The following is a 5130-nucleotide window of genomic DNA, read 5'->3' on the forward strand; positions in this document are numbered from 1 at the left end:
CCCGGCAGGGGGTGCAGAACCCGCACGATTCGCGCGCGAAAAAACGGGTCGTCGCCACCAGAAAATCGACGGGGCACTGCCGATCATCCATCAGAATAAAGCCCCCGGTGCCCAGTCGGGAACCGACTTTGGCCACTGCATCAAAATGCATGGGCGTATCAAAGTGTTCGGGCATCAGAAAGGGTGTGGAGGAGCCACCCGGCAACACCGCGCGCAAAGTGCGCCCTGGCAGCAAACCTCCTGCATGTTCAAACAGTATTTCCTGAGCGGTCGTTCCCATGGGCAATTCAAAAACACCGGGGCGTTTTGCAGGGCCGCAGACACTGTACAATTTGCTGCCCACGCCGCCATTGACACCCAGACTGCGAAACCAGTCCGCGCCATGCGCAAAAATACCCGGCAAATGCGCAATGCTTTCGGCGTTGTTGACGGTGGTCGGTTGCTGCCAGAGCCCCTGCTGACTGATATGCGGCGGTTTTTTACGCGGATTTGCGCGTTTGCCTTCAATGGCATTGAGAATGGCCGAATCTTCGCCACAAATATAGCGTCCCAAAGAAACATGAATATCCAGGCGCAAATCGCCATCAGGCAAGCGCATTAGTCCTGCCTCGCGGGCCTGATGCAGCGCTTTTTCCAGAACACGGGCACCTGCTGCATATTCACCCCGTACAAAAACGACGGCATAGCGCACCCCCAGAGCGTGCGCCGCAATAAACATGCCTTCCAGAATATGGTGCGGAGCCCCGAAAAGCAGAGCCCGGTCCTTGATACTGCCCGGCTCGGTTTCATCCAGATTGCAAACCAGATAACGCGGTTCAGGAGCATCAACTCCGCGCAGCCGCCATTTGAGGCCCGTCGGAAAGCCCGCACCACCACAACCCCGAAGTCCGGATTTTTCCAGTTCCGCAATAATATCAGCGGGATCCATCTGCACGGCTCTTGCAAGCCCCACATACCCCCCGGCATCCCGGTAAGCGCGCAGATCTGCCGGATCGGGATCTGCAAAATGCCGGCTCAGGATGGCTTCCATATATCCGCCTCCAGTTGTGCCAAAAGCCGGGTCAATGTCTGGGTATCCACCGGACCCAGCGCCTGATCATCCACCATCAGGGCGGGGGCCCGATCACAGAGGCCAATGCAGACATGCGGTATCACCGTCAGCTTGCCACTGCGACTGACCTCACCGAGATCCACGCCCGAATGCTGGCGGGCTTGAGTCAGGATATCCTGAGCTCCGGCCATATGGCAGGCGATGCTGTCACAGATGCGCAGAACATGGGTGCCCACCGGTTCACGCAACACCAGACTGTAAAAGGTGCAGAGCTCTTCGACCCTGACCGGACTCAACCCGGTCAAAGACGCTGCCAGACGCAATGCATCCCCGTCAATGTAGCCTCGGGCCTTTTGCAGGACCTGCAGGACTTCACTGATGGCAGCTTCCGGAACCGGTGACGCCGCCACCAGATCCTGCAACCTGGCGAGAAGCGATGCATCATTCAAGTCAACGATCGAGGTCGGCGAGGACATAATCTATGGATCCAATCGTGGCAATAAAATCGGGGAGGGCCGTATCGCGCCCCAGTTCGGTAATCAGCTGGACGTGGGGGAAGGAAGGAGTCCGTACCCTGAGCCGGTATGGGTGGGCGCTACCGTCAGCCACAATGTAATAGGCGAGCATGCCGCGCGCTGACTCGGTGATGCTCAGTACCTGTCCTGCAGGAGGACCAATTTCGCCCGCCATCTGCTCGAAATGATGAATCAGCGTTTCAATATCCCGCAAGGTATGGTCTTTGGGTGGCAGGGCATACCGGGCGTCAGCAGCCAGAGTCGCACCATCCGGCATTTTGTCGGCGAGCTGACGAAGCATCCGGATACTTTCGCGAATCTCATCAATATGCAGTTGGGTTCTGGCTAAAGCATCCCCATCGGTGGAGGTCGGCACCTCAAAATCAAGAGCATCGTATAGCCCGTAGGGTGCTGCTTTGCGCATATCCCAGGCTTTGCCCGTACTGCGCAAGACAATACCCGATGCGCCCCACTTTTCCGCCTGCGCCGCTGACAACACCCCAATCCCGTGAGTGCGGGCACGGAAAATGGGATTCCCTACGGTGAGCGTCTCCGTATCCCGCAAACCGGACTCTACTTTCTGGAGGACTTGCAGCAGATCATCGCGCCAGTCCTCCGGCAAGTCAGCCGCTATTCCACCAATCCGAAAAAACTGTGGATGCAGGCGCCCGCCTGTATATTTTTCAATCAGATCGAGCAACAACGCCCTATCCCGAAACGCATAAAATGCCGGTCCCATGGTGCCGAGATCATTTCCATAGCTGCCCAGCCACACCAAATGGGAAGATATCCGGCAGATTTCCGCCAACAAGGTCCGGATACCCTCGGCGCGATCCGGCAATTGCAAATCCGCCAGCATCTCCACCGCACGGACATAGGGAAACTCACCCAGGATTCCCCCCAGATAATCCACCCGGTCGGTATAGGGAATAAAATTATGGAACGTATGTCCTTCGGCTATTTTTTCCACACCCCGATGGTGATAACCAATATCGGGGTCCACGCTGGCAATTTTTTCCCCGGAAATTTTCAGTACAAAGCGCAAAATTCCGTGGGTTCCGGGATGATGTGGGCCAACATTCAGTACCGTCTGCCCCGATTCCGTAGCTGACACCTCGTCGCTGTAGGCTTTGAGTGCTTCCTGCAAATCGGTTTTACTCAAACGATAGGCGGGGCGCTCTGTGGCACGGATGGCTTCGCTTTTTCGCAGCGGGTGCCCTTCCCAGAGGGGCGGGAGTAAAATGCGCCGCAAATCCGGATGACCACTGAACTTTAGACCAAACAGATCGTACACTTCCCGTTCATACCAATTGGCATTGGCAAAAATACCGGTTATCGAGGGTACCGGAAGCTCGGCGTCGGCGTGTGTCACCCGCAAACGCAGGGCACCACAACCCTCCAGTCCGTGCAGATGATAGGTCAAGGTATATTGTGCAGCCTCTGCGGCACCATGTGATCCTTCATCCACGGCCGTCAAATCCAGCAACATCGGAAAAGACGGTTGCATTTGTTCATGCAGGAATTGCATGGCCGGCAGCAACTGCTCTTCAGGCAGCAGAAAATCCGGCCAGCCATCCCGCCCATCGGTAACCGGACTCGCAGCAAAGTGCTTTTGCAGCATCTCAGCCAGAAGCATGGGTCAGCTCCCGCTGAAAGATCCGGGGAGGATTACGCCGGATTTTCTGCTGCAACAATAACAAACCGTCCATCAGGGCTTCCGGACGGGGTGGACAACCCGGCACATAAATATCTACGGGCAGCAGCCGATCAATACCCTGGACTACGCTGTAGACATCATACATGCCTCCGGAATTGGAACAGGAGCCCATGGAAATTACCCATTTGGGCTCCAGCATTTGTTCATATATCTCCAGAATCATGGGCGCCATTTTCACGAAAATCGTCCCTGAAGTAATCAGCACATCCGACTGGCGGGGCGAGCCACGCAGCACCTCGGCACCAAATCGCGACAAATCATGGCGGGGCGTCACGGCAGCCACCATTTCAATAAAACAGCAGGAAGTGCCAAAATTCAGAGGCCAGAGAGAACCTGCCCGACTCCACGCCAGCATTTCTTCAAATTTGCCCACCAGCAAAGACAAGGGACCCGGAGCTAATGCCATTGCAACCCTCCCATGCGCCACTCATAAAACAAACCCAGACCCAGAATCACCATAAAAGCCAGCCCAGCCACAACCGGTCCCCAGCCCAGGGTATGAAAAGCCACCGCCCAGGCAAAAAGAAAAGCGGCTTCCAGCTCAAACACCAGAAAGGAAACAGCCAGAAGATAAAAGGCAACGGGGGTTCGCGGATGCGTACTGGTGTTGGCTCCCAGCCCACTTTCAAAAGGAATGTTTTTATTGCGATTGGGGTGTTGTCCGCCGAGCAGACCCGATATCCAGAGAATAATCATCAATACCAGCAACACTGCAGCGGCAAAAATCCCAACTATCAGGGCAGGACTCGCCATCATTGCCGATTCCCCCAAAGTGCGATTTTTGTCGGAAAATACAAAAAGCCCCCTTTCCAGAATCCAGGCACGGCACGGCACGGCACGGCACGGCAGCACACAATGTCATCATTGAACTACGCTGTATAGTATAGACCATCATTTGTAGCGCATTTGAGGAGCCCTCTAATGAATATTTGGGAAGACCCCGTTGTCCAGTCGGGCATATTGGACTATCTGGAACAAAAACAACTGCTGGCCAGCTTCACCAGCATGGGCGGAGTAGCTCTCAGGGAGGGTGCACAGTGTCACTGCAGTCTTCCCGAGCATGTGGGCAATGAAGTGATTGTGCTTTGTCAGTTTGATTTTGAAGAACTGGTCCCCTTTGGAGCTGCTGGAGATCAGCGTCTGCGACAACAGGGACAGGCGCATGTGCGTCTTGATGCCAATGGTCAGGTTAGTGACGCATGGTTATGCCGGCCGGGTTCCTGCTAAAAAGTCCAGTCAGCTTTTCATGAGCAGGGCGGGATCTTGCAGCTTGCGGGCGTAGCGCAAACCGACCACCGCAACAGCAGCACACCCCAAAATGGTCATGCCCAATGGAAACGCACTGTGCATGACCATACTGCCAATAACCATGGCAGAAACAGATGCAGCCGTGAACTGCATGGCTCCGAGCAGTGCTGAGGCACCGCCCGCATGAGCGCCTTGCCCGGCCATGGCCAGTGCCGTGGCATTGGGGCCGACCAGACCAATGCTCGCTACATAGACGAACAGCGGCATCATAATGGCAAACATGCTGATTTCTGGATAATAACCAATGACAAACAAGACGATACCCGCCAGCAACTGAATGATCACCACCGTCTGGAGGATTCCTTCCGCTGTGTAGCGCCGATGCAGGATTCGGTTGAGTTGTGACATTACTACCAGACCCAAGGCATTGGCACCGAATATCCAGCCAAAACTGTTGGCCGGGACCTTATAAAGATCAATAAACACAAAGGGCGATCCGGCAATATACGCAAACATGCCGCCGTAGCACATGGCATAAACCAAAGAAAAAGCCATAAAACGCCTGTCCTGCAAGAGCGCATGGTAACGCCGCAAAACCT

At 55.2% G+C, this 5130-nt stretch carries 7 protein-coding genes; 1 reads left to right on the plus strand and 6 read right to left on the minus strand.

The window, feature by feature from the left end; all coding sequences use genetic code 11:
- The 5 genes from AC2VLY_RS17250 to AC2VLY_RS17270 form a co-directional block, all read right to left on the minus strand.
- Window positions 1-1030 (minus strand): complex I 51 kDa subunit family protein (locus tag AC2VLY_RS17250; RefSeq protein WP_486922723.1); only part of this gene is annotated, 1030 nt, incomplete at its 3' end.
- The gene (locus AC2VLY_RS17255) at window positions 1015-1527 is read right to left on the minus strand and encodes an NADH-quinone oxidoreductase subunit NuoE family protein (RefSeq protein ID WP_486922725.1); all 513 of its coding nucleotides are present in this window, start codon (window positions 1525-1527) and stop codon (window positions 1015-1017) included. The genes AC2VLY_RS17250 and AC2VLY_RS17255, both read right to left, overlap by 16 nt.
- The gene (gene nuoD / locus AC2VLY_RS17260) at window positions 1502-3202 is read right to left on the minus strand and encodes an NADH dehydrogenase (quinone) subunit D (RefSeq protein ID WP_486893307.1); all 1701 of its coding nucleotides are present in this window, start codon (window positions 3200-3202) and stop codon (window positions 1502-1504) included. The genes AC2VLY_RS17255 and nuoD overlap by 26 nt, the downstream gene beginning before the upstream one ends.
- Window positions 3189-3689, minus strand: a complete 501-nt coding sequence (locus tag AC2VLY_RS17265; protein ID WP_215863185.1) for an NADH-quinone oxidoreductase subunit B — start codon at window positions 3687-3689, stop codon at window positions 3189-3191. The genes nuoD and AC2VLY_RS17265 overlap by 14 nt, the downstream gene beginning before the upstream one ends.
- Window positions 3680-4135, minus strand: coding sequence for an NADH-quinone oxidoreductase subunit A (locus tag AC2VLY_RS17270; RefSeq protein ID WP_486922726.1), 456 nt, complete (start codon window positions 4133-4135; stop codon window positions 3680-3682). Before AC2VLY_RS17270 ends, AC2VLY_RS17265 begins: the two co-directional genes overlap by 10 nt.
- A gap of 69 nt (window positions 4136-4204) precedes the next feature.
- Between AC2VLY_RS17270 and AC2VLY_RS17275 the strand changes: the two genes are divergently transcribed.
- Entirely contained in the window at window positions 4205-4510 is a 306-nt protein-coding gene (locus AC2VLY_RS17275; protein ID WP_372606422.1) for a hypothetical protein, read from the plus strand.
- A gap of 9 nt (window positions 4511-4519) precedes the next feature.
- Here AC2VLY_RS17275 and AC2VLY_RS17280 read toward each other — a convergent pair.
- The coding region (locus AC2VLY_RS17280) for an MFS transporter (RefSeq protein ID WP_486922727.1) at window positions 4520-5130 on the minus strand (611 nt) is incomplete at its 5' end.

It is taken from the genome of Acidithiobacillus sp. TH-A36 (assembly GCF_057473445.1).